The sequence below is a fragment of the Escherichia sp. E4742 genome, assembly GCF_005843885.1.
Classification (GTDB): Bacteria; Pseudomonadota; Gammaproteobacteria; order Enterobacterales; family Enterobacteriaceae; genus Escherichia.
This window is the reverse complement of sequence record NZ_CP040443.1, coordinates 4,830,003-4,848,692: the sequence shown is the minus strand read 5'-3', so window position 1 is coordinate 4,848,692 and position 18,690 is coordinate 4,830,003. Positions and strand designations below refer to the sequence as shown.

Below are 18,690 nucleotides of genomic sequence, written 5' to 3'. Positions count from 1 at the left end.
CCCAGGGGGAGTGACTTTATTCATATTTACGCCGGAATTTTGTCAATCTTAGGCATACGTGACCACACGCGATGCGCCGCCATTAGCGTTAACAGTTCATCCATAAAACTACCGTCGGCGCTGTCGGCTTCCACAACTCCTTCTTCGCTTTTGTCATCCACCTTAATTGTCGCTTTGAATTTGCGGGCGTCTCCCGCCAGCGCAATCGGTTTAAGGTGTTTGTAGGCTTCCATCAGGTAATAGTTCGCATCGCCGTTGTCTGCGATATCCGCAATATTACCGCAAGGGACAATGACCGCATCCACCGTCAGCGAAGGCGCTCCGGCAAAGGTAGCAGCAATTGGCAACACCGTGCCGTCGTCGGCGGTCACTTCGCCCATCCGTGAATAAAGCAGTTTGGCATGAACGCCTTTGGCTTTCAGGGCCTTGAGAATGACCAGCAGGTCTGCCGATCTCACTTCATCATTAAGCAAAATCGCTACCACACGGCCTTTCACATTACCGTCAGGAATGGCATACAGGCTTAACGCCGGATCTTTCTTCAGCCCGTTTACGTCCGGTGGCGGCGTAATATTCAGCTGGTCGTCAATCAGTTCGATACCGAGATTTTTTGCTACCGCCTGCGCCAGGTTAAGATCGATATGCGCTAACTGATCAACGACGCGTTCACGAATATACGGACGAGCAACTTTGCTCAATTCAAAGCTGAAAGCGTCGATAATGTGGCGCTGTTCAAACGGCGTCTGGCTTAGCCAGAACAGGCGCGGATGGGAATAATATTCGCCAAACGATGGGCTACGCTCGCGGACTTTGTTGCCTTCTACACGTTCCTGGTATGATTCAAATCCGCCGCGTTTCGGCCCCGGCGGTGTTTCGCGCGGCCAGTTGTCGTTGATCGAGTTTGGTTCGTAGTTTGCCGGATTGGTGTCGATTCCCATGCGGTGCATGCCGTCACGCTGGAAATTATGGTAAGGGCAGGTCGGGCGGTTAATAGGAATTTCATGGAAATTCGGCCCACCAAGACGACTGATTTGTGTATCGGTATAAGAGAACAAACGCCCCTGCAATAGCGGGTCGTTAGTGAAATCCAGACCGGGGACAATATGCCCTGGATGGAAAGCCACCTGTTCGTTTTCGGCAAAGAAGTTATCCGGGTTGCGGTTAAGCACCATTTTGCCGACGCGCTGTACTGGCACCAGCTCTTCCGGAATAAGTTTGGTTGGATCGAGAAGGTCGAAATCAAACTTGAATTCGTCTTCTTCCGGGATTAACTGGAAGCCCAGTTCGTATTCCGGGAAATCGCCTGCTTCAATGGCTTCCCACAGCTCGCGGCGGTGGAAGTCCGGGTCACGTCCGGTGAGTTTCTGCGCTTCATCCCATACCAGCGAGGCTTTACCGGCCAGTGGTTTCCAGTGGAAACGCACAAACGTCGCTTTCCCTTCGGCGTTAATCAGGCGGAAAGTGTGAATGCCGAAACCTTCCATCGTACGGTAACTGCGCGGGATCCCGCGATCTGACATCGCCCATATCACGTTATGCAGCGTTTCCGGTTGCAGGGAAACATAATCCCAGAAGGTGTCGTGGGCGCTTTGCCCTTGCGGAATTGCCCAGTGCGGTTCTGGTTTTACCGCGTGAACAAAATCGGGGAATTTATGCGCATCCTGAATAAAGAAGACAGGCGTATTGTTACCCACAAGATCAAAAATACCTTCTTCGGTATAGAACTTGGTGGCGAAACCACGGATATCACGCACAGTATCTGCCGAACCAGCGCCACCCTGAACGGTAGAGAAACGCACGAACACCGGGGTAATTTTGTTCGGATCTGACAGGAAGTCGGCTTTGGTAATATCGCTTAAGTTTTTATACGGCTGGAAATAACCGTGAGCGGCAGAGCCACGCGCGTGAACGATACGTTCCGGGATACGTTCATGGTCGAAGTGGGTGATTTTCTCGCGCAGAATAAAATCTTCCAGCAGCGTTGGACCACGGCTACCGGCACGCAGTGAGTTTTGATCGTCAGCGATGCGCACGCCCTGATTGGTGGTCAGCGCATAATTTTCACTACCTTTGCGTACGTCTTCCAGAGAATTGAGTTTTTCGTTACGTGTATCAGGGGCTTTCAGGCTCCCTGGTGCGGTCGGTTGTGCGCCTGGCGGTGTCGGTTCAGCCGCCGGACGATGAGAACCGTCCTCAGGTGCCAGTGAGTCCATTCCGGGTTTCGCTTCGCTCGAATCGTGCAGGGGTGACTGGTGCTGATGTGGGTTCTTTTCGTTATGTTGCGACATTGAACTCGTCTCCTTAATTTATTACTAAAAGGGCCGCTGTTTTGGTCAAAAAACCATCTAACTATAGACCATCAGGGGGATCTCACTCTGGAAACGGTGTCAGAGAAGGTATTCGGGAATATACGCAAAGCAGGACGGACGGGGGGTAAATCAGCTAAACTACAATTTTTCTGATTTTTAATATGCGTTTAGTGAAGCCAGTAATGAAGAAACCGCTACGTCAGCAAAACCGCCCGATTATTAGCTATGTCCCGCGCACGGAACCTGCGCCGCCGGAGCATGCGATTAAAATGGATTCGTTTCGTGATGTCTGGATACTACGTAGCAAATATGTGGCGTTTGTTCTGGTGGGGGAATCATTCTTACGCTCACCGGCGTTTAGTGTGCCGGAGGCGGCCCAGCGCTGGGCGAATCAGATTCGACAAGAGAATGAGGTCGAAGAGTGAAAAAAACGCCTGTCGGGATGACAGGCGTTTTGCGTTATAAGCCAGGGTTAACGGTGAGCCAGTTCGGCGTCATCTTCGCTATCCAGAATGGATTTATCGGTCTGCTTCAGCCACTGGCTGGTCAGTGTACCTGCGGTCATAGAACCGCTGACGTTCAGTGCCGTACGGCCCATATCGATAAGTGGTTCAACGGAAATTAACAATGCCACCAGCGTTACCGGCAAGCCCATTGCAGGGAGTACAATCAGTGCGGCGAATGTTGCACCGCCACCAACGCCTGCAACACCTGCTGAACTCACAGTGACGATACCAACGAGTGTCGCAATCCACATTGGGTCCAGCGGGTTAATGCCCACCGTTGGCGCAACCATCACCGCCAGCATTGCCGGATACAGCCCGGCACAGCCGTTCTGACCAATGGTCGCACCGAAAGAGGCGGCGAAACTGGCGATGGATTCAGGAACACCCAGACGACGCGTTTGTGCTTCTACATTCAGCGGAATAGACGCAGCACTGGAGCGACTGGTGAAAGCAAACGTCAGCACCGGCCACACTTTGCGGAAGTATTTCAGCGGGCTTACGCCATTAATACCCAGCAGAATGCCATGCACTGCAAACATAATGATAAGACCGAGGTAGGACGCGACAACGAAGCTACCCAGTTTAATGATGTCTTGCAGGTTGGAGCCAGCAACGACTTTGGTCATCAGCGCAAGCACGCCGTAAGGGGTCAGTTGCATGACCAGGCGAACCAGTTTCATCACCCAGCTTTGCAGTGTGTCGATAGCGGTTAAGACTCGTTCACCTTTCGGCGCATCATCTTTCAGCAGTTTCAGCGCTGCAACGCCCAGGAAAGCCGCAAAAATTACCACGCTGATAATTGACGTCGGATTGGCACCGGTCAGATCGGCAAACGGGTTTTTCGGGATAAAGGACAAGACAAGCTGCGGAACGCTCAGGTCAGAGACTTTACCGACATAGTTGCTTTCGATAGCGTTCAGGCGAGCAGTCTCTGCGCCCCCCTGAACCAGACCTTCAGCAGTCAGACCAAACAGGTTGGTCACCAGCACACCGACCAGCGCCGCAATCAGCGTGGTAAACAGCAGCGTACCGATGGTCAGAAAACTGATTTTGCCTAACTGAGATGCGTTATGCAGGCGGGCAACCGCGCTCAGAACTGAGGCGAATACTAACGGCATAACGATCATTTGCAGTAGCTGAACATAGCCGTTACCGACAATGTTAAACCACTGTACAGAATCTTTAAGTACCTGGCTGTCAGAACCATAAATGGTATGCAGAGCAAGGCCAAACACCACGCCCATCACCAGACCTACCAGCACTTTTTTTGCCAGACTCCACTGTTTGTGGCGAGCCTGAGCCAGCACAAACAATAGAACAACGAACACCACGATGTTCGCAATTAATGGAAAGTTCATCCCCGTTCTCCTGATCTTATTATTTCTATCACTGTGTAACAGTCATAGTGTTGGCGCAAGATTAACAGAACTGTGAGCTGGCTCTTATATTCAAATGGAATTGCTTATTCCAGAAAGGTGATTTTTGCCTTTTTAGTATTCAACCTGGTGCTTAATAAGGCGATGAAACTCGATCTGCAAGGTATTAATCATTTGCGATGACCAACGCACGGCACTGTTTTCGGGCAGTGAATGGGGCATCCACACTGACCAGACAAACAACGCCATGCAGAGAAAACGTTCTAACTGGTTGCCTTTTTGTGGAACCAGAATTGGCAGACGGAAACGCCATCGGCATGGCCAGAGTAGGGGAACGCCAGCAGGGGTCAGCATATCAGCAAGGATATGACTCAAATAACCGAGAACCATACCTTGCAGAGCATCAGCCGGAATAAACCAGCTTTCCGGAACTTTCAGATAAAAGGTCGCCAGTAGAGCAAACACCGCCAGCAGACTGTGGGTAAAGCCACGGTGACCAAAAGCGCGGGCAATGGGTTTTGATATCCACTTTAATCGCTGCCCAAGAAACGACTTTGGATGGTCAATATCCGGTAAAAGACAAGTTAATATTGCGGAAGGGACAATATGCCACCAGTCACCCTGTGCCAGCACGGGTGTAAGCTCGGCATTTTTAGCAAACACCGCACAAGCAATAGAAAAGAGGAGGTGACCTTCCGCCGTCATGATAAAACTCACTAAACTGTCGATACGTACAGTATAGGGTTTTTATACAGTGCGCGGAAGTGGTGACGGTGTAACTCTTCATCATAATATGATGATAAAATCGTCAGTTGAACGTAATTTCAGATAAGCAACCAGGGGCCGTGTCACCACGCCCCTTTTTATTAACCGAGGAGGTCTTTCGCGGTGAGTTCGGTCAAGGATGAAAGTTTTACATTCGCCAACACAAAACGTGGATCATTTTGCGCTTCTGGTGCTGGAACGACGATGGAGCGCATTCGTGCTGCCTTCGAGGCGATCATGCCATTAACAGAGTCTTCCAGCGCCACGCAGGCGATTGGGTCAACGCCCAGTTTTGCTGCGCAGTCGAGATAAACCTGCGGATGTGGCTTGCTATAAGGCAATTTTTCGGCGGAGGCGAGGGCATCGAAACTGTCACGTAGGTCAAACATGGCCAGCACTTTTTCAAGCATATGCAGCGGTGACGCTGAAGCCAGGCCAACCAATAAGCCCTGCTCTTTACATAAAGCAACGGCTTCACGCACGCCAGGCAGTAATGGACGCGTCTCTTCAATCAGCGAAATGGCCCGGGCAATTACCCGATCTACAACTTCCTGACGACTCGGTCCATTCCACGGTTGCCGGGCATACCACAGATCAACCACCATATCGATGCGTAAACCTAAGGTGTCCGGTAGCTCATTACGACGGGAGATGTCCACCCCCAGGCTTGCCATCACATCCAGTTCGGCCCGATCCCATAATGGTTCGGAATCGATAAGTAATCCATCCATATCAAAAATTGCAGCAAGAATCTGTCGTGGGGTTGACATTACAACCTCTCCTTTAGAGCATTATGTGTAAGGTATTAAGCAGTGCTTATGATTAAGCGCCTATCATATCGCCTTTAAAGAATGGGCGAAAACAGATATCTACAGGTAAACTAAGTGAATCGACGCGTCTTAATCAAGGAGAACTCATGACGTATCAACAAGCTGGACGCATTGCTATTTTGAAAAGGATTTTCGGTTGGGTGATTTTTATACCAACACTTGTTTCCACGTTGATTTCCTTGCTGAAGTTTATGAATACCCGGCAAGAAACCCAGGAAGGCATTAATGCGGTAATGCTCGACTTTGCCCATGTCATGATTGATATGATGCAGGCGAATACGCCTTTTTTGAATCTGTTCTGGTATAACTCACCGACGCCCAATTTTAATGGTGGTGTAAACGTTATGTTCTGGGTGATTTTCATTCTGATTTTTATCGGGCTGGCGTTGCAAGACTCTGGAGCACGCATGAGTCGTCAGGCGCGCTTCTTGCGCGAAGGCGTTGAAGATCAACTCATTCTGGAGAAGGCTAAAGGGGAAGAGGGGTTAACGCGTGAACAGATCGAGTCGCGCATTGTCGTTCCACGCCATACTATCTTCACGCAGTTTTTTTCACTCTATATCCTGCCGGTCATTTGTATTGCTGCGGGATACGTGTTCTTTTCTCTGCTCGGTTTCATTTAATACAAAGGCCGCGCGGTGCGGCCATTATCATCGACTCCCGTTACGCGGCTAACAATCTATCCAATGATTGTTGGGCAATAACCAGATGTTGACCACCAAACAACCTTGCACGGTTTAGCAAAGTGTAAAGCTGGTAAATCGGTTGGCGTTCGAGGAAATCGATCGGTAGCGGTGAAACTGATTGATAACCATCATAGATTTGCGGAGGCTGTTCGGTATGTAGCGGCAACATCGCCAGATCGCACTCTCTGTCGCCCCAGTAACAAGCAGGGTCGAAAATATACGGACCATTCGGACCTAGCGCACAATTCCCTGACCATAGATCGCCGTGTAACAGTGATGGTTGCGGCTGATGTGAGGCCAGGCGCTGCTGGATATGCTCGACGATGGCGTCGATATTGCCGAAGGCGATCCCTTTTTCTGCTGCCAGCTCCAGTTGCCAGCCAATCCGTTGTTCAGCAAAAAACGTTGACCAGCGGCGTTGCCAGGTATTGGGTTGAGGGGTAGTAGAAAGGGCGTTGTCGAAATCGAGGCCAAATTGTGGCTGGTCGCTCCATTGATGTAGATGCGCAATTTGCTGCCCTAAAATAAAGGCGTTATGTGCATCCAACGGCCGAGGAGGGAGATAATCCATCACCAGAAAACTGTAGTCACGGTCAGCGCCAACTGCCCACACCCGGGGTACGGTGACGGTTTTACTGCGAGACAATAACTCCAGTTGGTCGGCTTCGGCGGTAAAACCGGGAAGCAATTCTCTTTCATCACATTTGACGAAAAAGTCGCGTCCTGCATAGCGCAAATGCCATGCGGCATGGACTTCCCCGCCAGGCAGTTCATTACGCAGTTCGATTTCGCCTTCACCTAACTGCTCGCTCAAAAGACGACTGATTACCTGCCACATGATGTCTCTCCCATGCTGTCTGCCAGATCATAAGGTTAGCGCAAGAATAAGGTGTAAAAACACGAGCTAACGCACACCACAGACTGATTATTGCCCAAAAAATCTTTATTTGTTGCTATTCCATTCCTCCCAGGTGGTGATCCTTATCTCGGGGTCTTTGCCTGTAGCGCTCTGGGCGAGCCCGGCAACGAGTTCTCTTATCTCATCTTCGTTTTGCGTACTGATAAGTCCAAAGGTATTCGTCCCTAGTTCATGGATATTCCCATCATCGTCAGTCATGGTCAGTGAAAAGCCATCGCGTGTCAGAAAGTTATTTAACTCATTAATTTCAGTTAATGTATCTTCATGCAACATGACGGTAATGACATAACGGACAAGATCGCCACCGGCCATAATTCACCTCTTTGTTATCACGTGATTTTTTAGCATAGTCGCAGAAACGCGTTGCCGACAGGTTTGTGGTGATTCCCCCAACCGATGGGGGAATGTCTCGATTAGCGGGAAAGGTAAGCGTAAATTTTTTGTGTATCGTCATGGGAGCACAGGCGTGTTCCCTGATTGAGTGTTGCGGCACTACCGGCAGCGACGCCAAAACGAACCATTTCATCAAGCGAGGCATTTTCTGCCAGCTTCAGCGTCATAGCCCCTACCATACTGTCGCCAGCACCGACGGTACTTTGGCTTTTTAGCGGTGGTGGTACAACCTGAATGCAGTTTTCGCTATCTACCCCCAACGCTCCTTGTGGACCAAGGGAAACGACGACCCGTTTGGCCTTACCACTATTAACAATTTCCTGCGCGGCTTTACGCACATCATCGGGTTGAGTGAGTTCGCGACCTACCAGTGCGCTGAGTTCTTTTTGGTTAGGTTTAACTAACTCGATATTGCCAATCGCCAGTGCTGCGCTTAAGGCTTCGCCGGAACTGTCGACGATGCAGCGTATTCCTTGTTTTTGCGCAGCAGAAATAAGCTGCGTTAACTTTTCCAGTTTCACGCCTGGTGGCAGGCTTCCACTAATAACCAGAATAGCCCCTGACTCGATTTCCAGAACTTGTTCTTCAAGTTGACGAAATTCATCTTCGCTTAAAGCTGCTCCGGGCATGACAAAGCGATACTGCTCCCCGCTGGATTCCACATGTACATGCAGATTCTGGCGGGTCCAGTCCTTCGCTTCGACAGTGGCAACAGGGACATTTTCATCGGCCAGCAGAGCGACGAGATGTTCCCCGGTCGCGCCACCGGCCGGGAATATAGCCGTCGCGCTCCCGCCCAGATGAGCAATAGCGCGAGCGACATTAATACCGCCGCCACCAGGTTCAAACACGGGGGCAGTACAGCGCAGTTTTCCTTCGGGGTAAATTTGCGGGGTAATTGTTGCGCTATCGAGAGAGGGCGCAAGTGTCAACGTATAGATACGTACCATCATTTCCTCCTATAGGCTGATTTCAGTCTGGCACTGAATCAGTGGAAAGTGAAGGAATTAACAATATGATTTATTAGATATTTATATAAAATTAATAAGGTAAAGATATATAAATAAATATCTGTTTTCGCAACGCGCTTATTCAAAAAATGAAATAAGAAGTCATTGCTAAGTTTTTCACTCCTTTTTATAATTTGTCACCTTTCCAGGGACGCTACTCTTTGATCCTTAAGAAAGTTTCCGGGACCGCGATGGTCTCTTTTTTTGTTGTACGGACTTTTAATAAATGAAGCTTTTGAAGACAGTTCCTGCCATCGTTATGTTGGCGGGGGGTATGCTTGCGTCTCTGACTGCAACTGCCGATGATTCCGTTTTTACTGTCATGGACGATCCTGCCAGCGCAAAAAAACCTTTCGAAGGTAATCTGAATGCAGGTTACCTTGCACAATCAGGCAACACGAAAAGTTCCTCACTAACGGCTGATACCACCATGACGTGGTATGGGCATACCACAGCCTGGTCGCTGTGGGGGAATGCCAGCAATACTTCTTCTAATGATGAGCGTTCTTCTGAAAAATATGCAGTAGGTGGTCGTAGCCGTTTTAATTTAACTGATTATGATTATCTGTTTGGTCAGGCAAGTTGGCTGACAGACCGTTATAACGGTTATCGGGAACGAGATGTATTGACTGCGGGTTATGGTCGCCAGTTTTTAAATGGCCCGGTACACAGTTTCCGTTTTGAATTCGGCCCTGGCGTGCGTTACGACAAATATACCGATAATGCCAGTAAAACGCAGCCGCTGGGGTATGCCTCCGGAGCTTATGCATGGCAGTTGACCGACAACGCTAAATTTACCCAAGGGGTATCCGTTTTTGGTGCTGAAGACACTACGCTGAACTCGGAAAGCGCATTAAATGTTGCCATCAATGAACATTTTGGTCTGAAGGTGGCCTACAACGTTACATGGAACTCTGAACCGCCTGAGTCTGCGCCGGAACATACCGATCGCCGCACCACGTTATCGCTGGGCTACAGGATGTAATAATGTGCTGGACCGTGTTATGCGGTCTGGCTGCATTGTTTGTTGATAGCGCATCACCATTCAGCCCCAAATCATCGCTGCCCAGCGTAGCAACAGCATCGCGCCGCAAATAGACAGCAGGACTACCACCATCTTCCAGTGTTTTTTGTTGAAACGTTTTGTCGGCATGCGTTTTTCCAGGGGATTTCCAGTCTTCAATAATCGAGTGTAACAAAAGGGTCAGGTGTTGCCTGTATTGATTTATATCATATCGAACATGATGATTGTCGCTTTGCCCGACAACAATTACCGTGTAAACTGCCAAGCGGTATTATCAGAAAGTGGGTGTAGGTCTGGCATCGCCAATCAGCATGCTGTGACATATTTCGCAGAGTGAAGCGGGAATCAGCCCAAACCTTTTTGATAAATTTCATATGAATCTTTGTATGTGATCTTTCGTGTGGGTCACCACTGCAAATAAGGATATAACATGCCTGTTATTACTCTTCCTGATGGCAGCCAACGCCATTACGACCACGCTGTAAGCCCCATGGATGTTGCGCTGGACATTGGTCCAGGTCTGGCGAAAGCCTGTATCGCAGGGCGCGTTAATGGCGAACTGGTAGATGCGTGCGATTTGATTGAAAACGACGCTAAACTGGCGATCATTACCGCTAAAGACGAAGAAGGTCTGGAGATCATTCGTCACTCCTGTGCGCACCTGTTAGGGCACGCAATTAAACAACTTTGGCCGCATACCAAAATGGCAATCGGCCCGGTTATTGACAATGGTTTCTATTACGACGTTGATCTTGACCGCACGTTAACCCAGGAAGATGTCGAAGCACTCGAGAAGCGGATGCATGAGCTTGCTGAGAAAAACTACGACGTCATTAAGAAGAAAGTCAGCTGGCACGAAGCGCGTGAAACTTTCGTTAAACGCGGCGAGAGCTATAAAGTCTCTATCCTGGACGAAAATATCGCCCATGATGACCAGCCTGGCCTCTATTTCCACGAAGAATATGTCGATATGTGCCGCGGTCCGCACGTACCGAATATGCGTTTCTGCCACCATTTCAAACTGATGAAAACGGCAGGGGCCTACTGGCGCGGCGACAGCAACAACAAAATGTTGCAACGTATTTATGGTACTGCGTGGGCAGATAAAAAAGCCCTCAATGCATACCTGCAGCGTCTGGAAGAAGCCGCTAAACGCGACCACCGTAAAATCGGTAAACAGCTCGACCTGTATCATATGCAGGAAGAAGCGCCGGGTATGGTGTTCTGGCACAATGACGGCTGGACCATCTTCCGTGAACTGGAAGTGTTCGTTCGCTCTAAACTGAAAGAGTACCAGTATCAGGAAGTTAAAGGTCCGTTTATGATGGACCGCGTCCTGTGGGAAAAAACCGGTCACTGGGAAAACTATAAAGATGCAATGTTCACCACCTCTTCTGAGAACCGTGAATACTGCATTAAGCCGATGAACTGTCCGGGTCACGTACAAATCTTTAACCAGGGGCTGAAGTCGTATCGCGATCTGCCGCTGCGTATGGCCGAGTTCGGTAGCTGCCACCGTAACGAGCCGTCAGGATCCCTGCACGGCCTGATGCGTGTGCGTGGTTTTACTCAGGATGACGCGCATATCTTCTGTACTGAAGAACAAATTCGCGATGAAGTTAACGGATGTATCCGTTTAGTCTATGATATGTACAGCACTTTTGGCTTCGAGAAGATCGTGGTCAAGCTTTCCACTCGTCCTGAAAAACGTATTGGCAGTGACGAAATGTGGGATCGTGCTGAGGCGGACCTGGCAGTTGCGCTGGAAGAAAACAACATCCCGTTTGAGTATCAACTGGGTGAAGGCGCGTTCTACGGTCCGAAAATTGAATTTACCCTGTATGACTGCCTCGATCGTGCATGGCAGTGCGGTACAGTACAGCTGGACTTCTCCTTACCGTCTCGTCTGAGCGCTTCCTATGTAGGCGAAGACAACGAGCGTAAGGTTCCGGTAATGATTCACCGTGCAATTCTTGGGTCGATGGAACGTTTCATCGGTATCCTGACCGAAGAGTTCGCTGGTTTCTTCCCGACCTGGCTTGCGCCGGTTCAGGTTGTTATCATGAACATTACGGATTCACAGTCTGAATACGTTAACGAATTGACGCAAAAACTATCAAATGCGGGCATTCGTGTTAAAGCAGACTTGAGAAATGAGAAGATTGGCTTTAAAATCCGCGAGCACACTTTGCGTCGCGTCCCATATATGCTGGTCTGTGGTGATAAAGAGGTGGAATCTGGCAAAGTTGCCGTTCGCACCCGCCGTGGTAAAGACCTGGGAAGCATGGACGTAAATGAAGTGATCGAGAAGCTGCAACAAGAGATTCGCAGCCGCAGTCTTAAACAATTGGAGGAATAAGGTATTAAAGGCGGAAAACGAGTTCAAACGGCGCGTCCTAACCGTATCAATGGCGAAATTCGCGCCCAGGAAGTTCGCTTAACAGGTTTGGAAGGCGAGCAGCTTGGTATTGTGAGTCTGAGAGAAGCTCTGGAGAAAGCTGAAGAAGCCGGAGTAGACTTAGTCGAGATCAGCCCTAACGCCGAGCCGCCGGTTTGTCGTATAATGGATTACGGCAAATTCCTCTATGAAAAGAGCAAGTCTTCTAAGGAACAGAAGAAAAAGCAAAAAGTTATCCAGGTTAAGGAAATTAAATTCCGTCCTGGTACAGATGAAGGCGACTATCAGGTAAAACTCCGCAGCCTGATTCGCTTTCTCGAAGAGGGTGATAAAGCCAAAATCACGCTGCGTTTCCGCGGTCGTGAGATGGCGCACCAGCAAATCGGTATGGAAGTGCTTAATCGCGTGAAAGACGATTTGCAAGAACTGGCAGTGGTCGAATCCTTCCCAACGAAGATCGAAGGCCGCCAGATGATCATGGTGCTCGCTCCTAAGAAGAAACAGTAAGGCCATCAAGTAATCATTCCTGTGGGCCTCGGCTCACAGGGTGATTCGCCTTTGTTTCTGTTTATCAACAATGCGAAGTGGAAGTTATTAAAATGCCAAAAATTAAGACCGTACGCGGTGCTGCTAAGCGCTTCAAAAAAACCGGTAAAGGTGGTTTTAAGCACAAGCACGCTAACCTGCGTCACATTCTGACCAAAAAAGCGACCAAACGTAAACGTCACCTGCGTCCGAAAGCCATGGTTTCCAAAGGCGATCTGGGCCTGGTAATCGCGTGCCTGCCGTACGCATAAGCCGTTAACGTTTTTTAACTTTTTAATTAGAATATAGATACAGGAGAGCACATATGGCTCGCGTAAAACGTGGTGTTATTGCACGCGCACGTCACAAGAAAATTTTGAAACAAGCTAAAGGCTACTACGGTGCGCGTTCTCGCGTATACCGCGTTGCCTTCCAGGCTGTTATCAAAGCTGGTCAGTATGCTTACCGTGACCGTCGTCAACGTAAGCGTCAGTTCCGTCAACTGTGGATTGCGCGTATCAACGCAGCAGCACGTCAGAACGGTATTTCTTACAGCAAATTCATCAATGGCCTGAAAAAAGCCTCTGTTGAAATCGACCGTAAGATCCTGGCTGATATCGCAGTATTCGACAAAGTAGCGTTCACCGCTCTGGTTGAAAAAGCGAAAGCAGCTCTGGCATAAGCCAGTTGAAAGAGGGAGCTAGTCTCCCTCTTTTCGTTTCAACGCCATCAAAACATTGACTTTTATCGCCGTAGCCTTTTCAATAAAGGTCTTTTGAAAAGTACCAAAAGGTAACGCAAGCAATGAATGCTGCTATTTTCCGCTTCTTTTTTTACTTTAGCACCTGACTCCAGGAGGCTAGCGCGTGAGAAGAGAAACGGAAAACAGCGCCTGAAAGCCTCCCAGTGGAGGCTTTTTTTGTATGCGCGTTTTGAAAAATAAAAAGCCTGTCTCATCAGGCGTAATTGTCGCAGCCAGTTTGGACACGGCCAGCGCGGAGAAACCGGTGCGTACTTAAGTACGTGAGGATTTCGAGCACTGCCCAGGACAAAATGGCAAGTAAAATAGCCTGATGGGATAGGCTCTAAGTCCAACGAACCAGTGTCACCACTGACACAATGAGGAAAACCATGTCACATCTCGCAGAACTGGTTGCCAGTGCGAAGGCGGCCATTAGCCAGGCGTCAGATGTTGCCGCGTTAGACAATGTGCGCGTCGAATATTTGGGTAAAAAAGGGCACTTAACCCTTCAGATGACGACCCTGCGTGAGCTGCCGCCAGAAGAGCGTCCGGCAGCTGGTGCGGTTATCAACGAAGCGAAAGAGCAAGTTCAGCAGGCGCTGAATGCGCGTAAAGCTGAACTGGAAAGCGCAGCGCTGAATGCGCGTCTGGCTGCAGAAACTATCGATGTTTCCCTGCCAGGTCGTCGTATCGAAAACGGCGGTCTGCATCCGGTTACACGTACCATCGACCGTATCGAAAGTTTCTTCGGTGAGCTTGGCTTTACCGTGGCTACCGGACCGGAAATCGAAGACGATTATCATAACTTCGATGCTCTGAACATTCCTGGTCACCACCCGGCGCGCGCTGACCACGACACTTTCTGGTTTGACGCTACCCGCCTGCTGCGTACCCAGACCTCTGGCGTACAGATCCGCACCATGAAAGCCCAGCAGCCGCCGATTCGTATTATCGCGCCTGGCCGCGTTTACCGTAACGACTACGACCAGACTCACACACCGATGTTCCATCAGATGGAAGGTCTGATTGTTGATACCAACATCAGCTTTACCAACCTGAAAGGCACGCTGCACGACTTCCTGCGTAACTTCTTTGAAGAAGATTTGCAGATTCGCTTCCGTCCTTCCTACTTCCCGTTCACCGAACCGTCTGCAGAAGTCGACGTCATGGGTAAAAACGGTAAATGGCTGGAAGTACTGGGCTGCGGGATGGTGCATCCGAACGTGCTGCGTAATGTTGGCATCGATCCGGAAGTTTACTCCGGTTTCGCCTTCGGTATGGGGATGGAGCGTCTGACCATGTTGCGTTACGGCGTCACCGACCTGCGTTCATTCTTCGAAAACGATCTGCGTTTCCTCAAACAGTTTAAATAAGGCAGGAATAGATTATGAAATTCAGTGAACTGTGGTTACGCGAATGGGTGAACCCGGCGATTGATAGCGATGCGCTGGCGAATCAAATCACGATGGCGGGCCTGGAAGTTGACGGTGTAGAACCGGTTGCCGGTAGCTTCCACGGCGTTGTCGTTGGTGAAGTGGTTGAATGTGCGCAGCATCCAAATGCTGACAAACTGCGAGTGACCAAAGTCAACGTCGGTGGCGATCGCCTGCTGGATATCGTCTGCGGCGCGCCAAACTGTCGTCAGGGCCTGCGTGTGGCGGTAGCAACTATTGGTGCTGTACTGCCGGGCGATTTCAAAATTAAAGCCGCGAAACTGCGCGGTGAACCGTCTGAAGGGATGCTGTGCTCCTTCTCTGAGCTGGGTATTTCTGACGATCATAACGGTATTATCGAACTGCCTGCCGATGCGCCCATTGGCACCGACATCCGTGAATACCTGAAACTTGATGACAACACCATCGAAATCAGTGTGACGCCAAACCGTGCCGACTGCTTAGGCATTATCGGCGTAGCGCGTGATGTTGCCGTGCTGAACCAGCTTCCGCTGGTTGAACCGGAAATTGTCCCGGTTGGTGCAACCATCGATGACACGCTGCCGATTGCGGTAGAAGCACCGGAAGCCTGCCCGCGTTATCTTGGCCGCGTAGTAAAAGGCATTAACGTTAAAGCGCCAACTCCGCTGTGGATGAAAGAAAAACTGCGTCGTTGCGGGATTCGTTCTATCGATGCAGTCGTTGACGTCACCAACTATGTGCTGCTCGAACTGGGTCAGCCGATGCACGCTTTCGACAAAGATCGCATTGAAGGCGGCATTGTGGTGCGGATGGCGAAAGAGGGCGAAACGCTCGTACTGCTCGACGGTACCGAAGCGAAGTTGAATGCTGACACCCTGGTCATCGCCGACCACAACAAGGCGCTGGCGATGGGCGGCATTTTTGGTGGCGAACACTCTGGCGTGAATGACGAAACACAAAACGTTCTGTTGGAATGTGCTTTCTTCAGCCCGCTATCTATCACCGGTCGTGCTCGTCGTCATGGCCTGCATACCGATGCGTCTCACCGCTACGAGCGTGGTGTTGATCCGGCACTGCAGCACAAAGCAATGGAACGTGCGACCCGTCTGCTGATCGATATCTGCGGCGGTGAAGCTGGCCCGGTTATCGATATCACTAACGAAGCAACGCTGCCGAAGCGTGCGACCATTACTCTGCGTCGTAGCAAACTGGATCGTCTGATCGGCCATCATATTGCTGATGAGCAGGTAACGGACATTCTGCGTCGTCTCGGCTGTGAAGTTACCGAAGGCAAGGACGAGTGGCAGGCTGTTGCACCGAGTTGGCGTTTCGACATGGAGATTGAAGAAGATCTGGTCGAAGAAGTGGCGCGTGTTTACGGCTACAACAACATCCCGGATGAACCAGTACAGGCGAGCCTGATTATGGGGACTCACCGTGAAGCCGATCTGTCGCTCAAGCGCGTGAAAACGCTGCTCAACGACAAAGGCTATCAGGAAGTGATCACCTATAGCTTCGTTGATCCGAAAGTGCAGCAGATGATTCATCCGGGCGTTGAAGCCTTACTGCTGCCAAGCCCGATTTCCGTTGAAATGTCGGCAATGCGTCTTTCTCTGTGGACAGGTCTGCTGGCAACTGTAGTGTACAACCAGAACCGTCAGCAAAACCGTGTGCGCATTTTTGAAAGCGGTCTGCGTTTTGTGCCAGATACCCAGGCGCCATTGGGCATTCGTCAGGATATGATGTTAGCCGGTGTGATTTGCGGTAACCGTTACGAAGAGCACTGGAACCTGGCAAAAGAGACCGTTGATTTCTATGATTTGAAAGGCGATCTTGAATCCGTTCTCGACCTGACCGGTAAACTGAATGAGGTTGAGTTCCGTGCAGAAGCGAATCCGGCACTGCATCCGGGGCAATCCGCAGCGATTTATCTGAAAGGTGAACGTATTGGTTTTGTTGGGGTTGTTCATCCTGAACTGGAACGTAAACTGGATCTTAACGGTCGCACTCTGGTGTTTGAACTGGAGTGGAACAAGCTCGCAGACCGCGTGGTGCCTCAAGCGCGCGAGATTTCGCGCTTCCCGGCAAACCGTCGAGACATCGCGGTTGTGGTTGCAGAAAACGTTCCCGCAGCGGATATTTTATCCGAATGTAAGAAAGTTGGCGTAAATCAGGTAGTTGGCGTAAACTTATTTGACGTGTACCGCGGTAAGGGTGTTGCGGAGGGGTATAAGAGCCTCGCCATAAGCCTGATCCTGCAAGATACCAGCCGTACACTCGAAGAAGAGGAGATTGCCGCTACCGTCGCCAAATGTGTAGAGGCATTAAAAGAGCGATTCCAGGCATCATTGAGGGATTGAACCTATGGCGCTTACAAAAGCTGAAATGTCAGAATATCTGTTTGATAAGCTTGGGCTTAGCAAGCGGGATGCCAAAGAACTGGTTGAACTGTTTTTCGAAGAGATCCGTCGCGCTCTGGAAAACGGCGAGCAGGTGAAACTCTCTGGTTTTGGTAACTTCGATCTGCGTGATAAGAATCAACGCCCGGGACGTAACCCGAAAACGGGCGAGGATATTCCCATTACAGCACGGCGCGTGGTGACCTTCAGACCCGGACAGAAGTTAAAAAGCCGGGTCGAAAACGCCACACCCAAAGACGAGTAATCTGATCTAACTAAAAAGGCCGCTCTGCGGCCTTTTTTCTTTTCACTGTCGAAGAGTCACCGTAAAATCAACGGAATGACACTTCAGCAGAACGGATACCATGCTGACACTTGCCCGCCACCAACAGCGACAAAATATTCGCTGGTTATTATGCCTGTCAGTTTTGATGCTGCTGGCGCTTCTCTTAAGTCTTTGCGCTGGTGAACAATGGATTTCACCTGCCAACTGGTTCACTCCTCGTGGCGAACTGTTCGTCTGGCAAATTCGCCTGCCACGTACCCTGGCTGTATTGCTGGTTGGCGCGGCGCTGGCGTTATCAGGCGCGGTCATGCAGTCGCTGTTTGAAAACCCTCTTGCGGAACCGGGGCTGCTTGGCGTCTCTAACGGTGCTGGAGTGGGGCTTATCGCCGCTGTATTGCTCGGGCAAGGGCAGTTACCGGACTGGGCGCTGGGGCTGTGTGCGATTGCTGGCGCGCTTATTATCACCTTAATTCTCTTGCGTTTTGCCCGCCGTCATCTTTCAACCAGCCGATTACTGCTGGCTGGTGTTGCGCTGGGTATCATTTGTAGCGCGTTAATGACGTGGGCCATCTACTTTTCCACGTCTGTTGATTTACGCCAACTAATGTACTGGATGATGGGCGGCTTTGGTGGTGTAGACTGGCGGCAAAGTTGGCTGATGGTGGCCTTGATTCCGGTGTTGTTGTGGATTTGCTGTCAGTCCCGCCCAATGAATATGTTAGCGCTGGGTGAAATTTCGGCGCGACAACTGGGATTACCACTGTGGCTCTGGCGCAATGTGCTGGTCGCGGCTACCGGTTGGATGGTCGGTGTCAGTGTTGCGTTGGCTGGCGCTATTGGGTTTATTGGCCTGGTTATCCCGCATATTCTGCGGCTGTGCGGATTAACCGATCACCGGGTATTACTTCCCGGCTGCGCGCTGGCAGGTGCTACTGCGTTGCTGCTTGCCGATATTGTTGCTCGACTGGCGCTGGCTTCCGCAGAGTTACCGATTGGTGTGGTCACCGCCACCTTGGGCGCGCCGGTGTTTATCTGGTTATTGTTAAAAGCAGGACGTTAGCCGCATAAAGACGGTCTATGATTAAAAGCTAAGATTTTTACTGACCT

General features: G+C 50.3%; 20 protein-coding genes and 1 other annotated feature. Of the genes, 12 read left to right on the top strand and 8 right to left on the bottom strand.

Features of this window, described 5'->3' with window-relative positions; genetic code table 11:
• Positions 1 to 26 precede the first annotated feature (26 nt).
• Positions 27 to 2,288, bottom strand: coding sequence for a catalase HPII (katE, locus tag FEM44_RS23590; protein WP_135522327.1), 2,262 nt, complete (start codon positions 2,286 to 2,288; stop codon positions 27 to 29).
• 182 nt (positions 2,289 to 2,470) lie between these two features.
• Here katE and cedA point away from each other — a divergent pair, with 182 nt between their 5' ends.
• Positions 2,471 to 2,734 (top strand): cell division activator CedA, encoded by a 264-nt coding sequence (cedA, locus tag FEM44_RS23585; protein WP_130236587.1) that lies wholly within the window; start codon positions 2,471 to 2,473, stop codon positions 2,732 to 2,734.
• Between the two features lie 47 nt (positions 2,735 to 2,781).
• On the opposite strand, the gene tcyP is transcribed toward cedA, so the two are convergent.
• The 3 genes from tcyP to hxpB all read right to left on the bottom strand — a co-directional run bounded on the left by tcyP (position 2,782) and on the right by hxpB (position 5,726).
• Positions 2,782 to 4,173: a cystine/sulfocysteine:cation symporter gene (gene tcyP / locus FEM44_RS23580; RefSeq protein WP_138159215.1), complete on the bottom strand. Its 1,392-nt coding sequence runs from the start codon at positions 4,171 to 4,173 to the stop codon at positions 2,782 to 2,784.
• Between the two features lie 132 nt (positions 4,174 to 4,305).
• The gene (locus FEM44_RS23575; RefSeq protein ID WP_064529159.1) at positions 4,306 to 4,896 is read right to left on the bottom strand and encodes a metal-dependent hydrolase; all 591 of its coding nucleotides are present in this window, start codon (positions 4,894 to 4,896) and stop codon (positions 4,306 to 4,308) included.
• Between the two features lie 161 nt (positions 4,897 to 5,057).
• Positions 5,058 to 5,726 carry a hexitol phosphatase HxpB gene (gene hxpB / locus FEM44_RS23570; protein ID WP_135522328.1) on the bottom strand — a complete coding sequence of 223 codons (669 nt, stop codon included), beginning with the start codon at positions 5,724 to 5,726 and terminating at the stop codon, positions 5,058 to 5,060.
• A gap of 146 nt (positions 5,727 to 5,872) precedes the next feature.
• Between hxpB and FEM44_RS23565 the strand changes: the two genes are divergently transcribed.
• Positions 5,873 to 6,409, top strand: a complete 537-nt coding sequence (locus FEM44_RS23565) for a YniB family protein (RefSeq protein ID WP_135522329.1) — start codon at positions 5,873 to 5,875, stop codon at positions 6,407 to 6,409.
• 40 nt (positions 6,410 to 6,449) lie between these two features.
• On the opposite strand, the gene FEM44_RS23560 is transcribed toward FEM44_RS23565, so the two are convergent.
• From FEM44_RS23560 to pfkB, 3 genes are all read right to left on the bottom strand, one after another.
• Complete coding sequence (locus FEM44_RS23560; protein ID WP_130257723.1) at positions 6,450 to 7,310, bottom strand: fructosamine kinase family protein; 861 nt, start codon at positions 7,308 to 7,310, stop codon at positions 6,450 to 6,452.
• Between the two features lie 105 nt (positions 7,311 to 7,415).
• On the bottom strand, positions 7,416 to 7,703 hold the full coding sequence (gene ghoS / locus FEM44_RS23555) for a type V toxin-antitoxin system endoribonuclease antitoxin GhoS (RefSeq protein WP_130218889.1): 288 nt from the start codon (positions 7,701 to 7,703) through the stop codon (positions 7,416 to 7,418).
• A 101-nt stretch (positions 7,704 to 7,804) separates the two neighbouring features.
• Positions 7,805 to 8,734, bottom strand: coding sequence for a 6-phosphofructokinase II (pfkB, locus tag FEM44_RS23550; RefSeq protein WP_130208719.1), 930 nt, complete (start codon positions 8,732 to 8,734; stop codon positions 7,805 to 7,807).
• A gap of 286 nt (positions 8,735 to 9,020) precedes the next feature.
• On the opposite strand from pfkB, the gene FEM44_RS23545 reads away from it, so the two are divergent.
• The gene (locus tag FEM44_RS23545) at positions 9,021 to 9,779 is read left to right on the top strand and encodes a DUF481 domain-containing protein (protein WP_135522330.1); all 759 of its coding nucleotides are present in this window, start codon (positions 9,021 to 9,023) and stop codon (positions 9,777 to 9,779) included.
• A gap of 60 nt (positions 9,780 to 9,839) precedes the next feature.
• Here the strand turns inward: FEM44_RS23545 and yniD are convergent, their stop codons facing one another.
• A complete protein-coding gene (yniD, locus tag FEM44_RS23540; protein WP_064529152.1) occupies positions 9,840 to 9,947 on the bottom strand; it encodes a small membrane protein YniD in 108 nt (35 codons plus the stop codon).
• Positions 9,948 to 10,248: 301 nt separating this feature from the next.
• Between yniD and thrS the strand changes: the two genes are divergently transcribed.
• From thrS to btuC, 9 genes are all read left to right on the top strand, one after another.
• A complete protein-coding gene (gene thrS / locus FEM44_RS23535) occupies positions 10,249 to 12,177 on the top strand; it encodes a threonine--tRNA ligase (protein WP_130208286.1) in 1,929 nt (642 codons plus the stop codon).
• A 3-nt stretch (positions 12,178 to 12,180) separates the two neighbouring features.
• On the top strand, positions 12,181 to 12,723 hold the full coding sequence (gene infC, locus FEM44_RS23530) for a translation initiation factor IF-3 (RefSeq protein WP_001700733.1): 543 nt from the start codon (positions 12,181 to 12,183) through the stop codon (positions 12,721 to 12,723).
• 92 nt (positions 12,724 to 12,815) lie between these two features.
• Positions 12,816 to 13,013 (top strand): 50S ribosomal protein L35, encoded by a 198-nt coding sequence (gene rpmI, locus FEM44_RS23525; RefSeq protein WP_001124225.1) that lies wholly within the window; start codon positions 12,816 to 12,818, stop codon positions 13,011 to 13,013.
• Positions 13,014 to 13,066: 53 nt separating this feature from the next.
• The gene (rplT, locus tag FEM44_RS23520) at positions 13,067 to 13,423 is read left to right on the top strand and encodes a 50S ribosomal protein L20 (RefSeq protein ID WP_000124850.1); all 357 of its coding nucleotides are present in this window, start codon (positions 13,067 to 13,069) and stop codon (positions 13,421 to 13,423) included.
• Between the two features lie 116 nt (positions 13,424 to 13,539).
• Positions 13,540 to 13,664 (top strand) — a sequence feature (Phe leader region).
• Positions 13,546 to 13,590, top strand: a complete 45-nt coding sequence (gene pheM, locus FEM44_RS23515; protein ID WP_001386830.1) for a pheST operon leader peptide PheM — start codon at positions 13,546 to 13,548, stop codon at positions 13,588 to 13,590. Its footprint overlaps the feature before it by 45 nt.
• Positions 13,665 to 13,872: 208 nt before the next feature.
• Complete coding sequence (gene pheS, locus FEM44_RS23510) at positions 13,873 to 14,856, top strand: phenylalanine--tRNA ligase subunit alpha (RefSeq protein WP_000018588.1); 984 nt, start codon at positions 13,873 to 13,875, stop codon at positions 14,854 to 14,856.
• Positions 14,857 to 14,870: 14 nt separating this feature from the next.
• A complete protein-coding gene (gene pheT, locus FEM44_RS23505; protein WP_135522331.1) occupies positions 14,871 to 17,258 on the top strand; it encodes a phenylalanine--tRNA ligase subunit beta in 2,388 nt (795 codons plus the stop codon).
• Between the two features lie 4 nt (positions 17,259 to 17,262).
• A complete protein-coding gene (gene ihfA, locus FEM44_RS23500) occupies positions 17,263 to 17,562 on the top strand; it encodes an integration host factor subunit alpha (protein ID WP_002440155.1) in 300 nt (99 codons plus the stop codon).
• 100 nt (positions 17,563 to 17,662) lie between these two features.
• Complete coding sequence (gene btuC, locus FEM44_RS23495; RefSeq protein ID WP_135522332.1) at positions 17,663 to 18,643, top strand: vitamin B12 ABC transporter permease BtuC; 981 nt, start codon at positions 17,663 to 17,665, stop codon at positions 18,641 to 18,643.
• Positions 18,644 to 18,690 lie beyond the last annotated feature (47 nt).

What these genes read in the sequence shown, in the direction of transcription:
- rpmI (WP_001124225.1), top strand. Translation starts at nt 12,816, where the DNA reads ATGCCAAAAATTAAGACCGTACGCGGTGCTGCTAAGCGCTTCAAAAAA.
- pheT (WP_135522331.1), top strand. Translation starts at nt 14,871, where the DNA reads ATGAAATTCAGTGAACTGTGGTTACGCGAATGGGTGAACCCGGCGATT.
- btuC (WP_135522332.1), top strand. Translation starts at nt 17,663, where the DNA reads ATGCTGACACTTGCCCGCCACCAACAGCGACAAAATATTCGCTGGTTA.
- cedA (WP_130236587.1), top strand. Translation starts at nt 2,471, where the DNA reads ATGCGTTTAGTGAAGCCAGTAATGAAGAAACCGCTACGTCAGCAAAAC.
- yniD (WP_064529152.1), bottom strand. Translation starts at nt 9,947, where the DNA reads ATGCCGACAAAACGTTTCAACAAAAAACACTGGAAGATGGTGGTAGTC.
- hxpB (WP_135522328.1), bottom strand. Translation starts at nt 5,726, where the DNA reads ATGTCAACCCCACGACAGATTCTTGCTGCAATTTTTGATATGGATGGA.
- ghoS (WP_130218889.1), bottom strand. Translation starts at nt 7,703, where the DNA reads ATGGCCGGTGGCGATCTTGTCCGTTATGTCATTACCGTCATGTTGCAT.
- FEM44_RS23575 (WP_064529159.1), bottom strand. Translation starts at nt 4,896, where the DNA reads ATGACGGCGGAAGGTCACCTCCTCTTTTCTATTGCTTGTGCGGTGTTT.
- rplT (WP_000124850.1), top strand. Translation starts at nt 13,067, where the DNA reads ATGGCTCGCGTAAAACGTGGTGTTATTGCACGCGCACGTCACAAGAAA.
- katE (WP_135522327.1), bottom strand. Translation starts at nt 2,288, where the DNA reads ATGTCGCAACATAACGAAAAGAACCCACATCAGCACCAGTCACCCCTG.
- pfkB (WP_130208719.1), bottom strand. Translation starts at nt 8,734, where the DNA reads ATGGTACGTATCTATACGTTGACACTTGCGCCCTCTCTCGATAGCGCA.
- tcyP (WP_138159215.1), bottom strand. Translation starts at nt 4,173, where the DNA reads ATGAACTTTCCATTAATTGCGAACATCGTGGTGTTCGTTGTTCTATTG.
- FEM44_RS23565 (WP_135522329.1), top strand. Translation starts at nt 5,873, where the DNA reads ATGACGTATCAACAAGCTGGACGCATTGCTATTTTGAAAAGGATTTTC.
- FEM44_RS23560 (WP_130257723.1), bottom strand. Translation starts at nt 7,310, where the DNA reads ATGTGGCAGGTAATCAGTCGTCTTTTGAGCGAGCAGTTAGGTGAAGGC.
- pheS (WP_000018588.1), top strand. Translation starts at nt 13,873, where the DNA reads ATGTCACATCTCGCAGAACTGGTTGCCAGTGCGAAGGCGGCCATTAGC.
- thrS (WP_130208286.1), top strand. Translation starts at nt 10,249, where the DNA reads ATGCCTGTTATTACTCTTCCTGATGGCAGCCAACGCCATTACGACCAC.
- ihfA (WP_002440155.1), top strand. Translation starts at nt 17,263, where the DNA reads ATGGCGCTTACAAAAGCTGAAATGTCAGAATATCTGTTTGATAAGCTT.
- FEM44_RS23545 (WP_135522330.1), top strand. Translation starts at nt 9,021, where the DNA reads ATGAAGCTTTTGAAGACAGTTCCTGCCATCGTTATGTTGGCGGGGGGT.